1 protein-coding gene is annotated in these 245 nt (G+C 38.8%); it reads left to right on the top strand.

What is annotated here, in order from left to right; all coding sequences use genetic code 11:
* A partial coding sequence (locus tag AAEY57_RS20805; protein ID WP_350608761.1) for a hypothetical protein occupies window positions 1-245 on the top strand: 245 nt, incomplete at both ends.

Raw genomic sequence — 245 nt, forward strand, 5'->3', positions numbered from 1 at the left:
CAACAAGTGATTGTGATGAGTTAACCGCAGCGAATGCGCCGGTACTATACGGCCTAACCAAAAATGCGTTTGTTATAAACTTTAATGGAAATTTAATTGCAAACGGTTTAGGCGATCAAACAGACGCAGATACAATAAACAGCAGTGCTACAACTCAAGGCCTATTTTACCCAAATACACTTGATAGTGACCATGCTTTTGAATATGACTGTGACTTAATTAATCATGATAGCTCGCTGCTAAGT

Source organism: Pseudoalteromonas sp. MER144-MNA-CIBAN-0113 (assembly GCF_040308965.1).
GTDB lineage: Bacteria > Pseudomonadota > Gammaproteobacteria > Enterobacterales > Alteromonadaceae > Pseudoalteromonas > Pseudoalteromonas tetraodonis.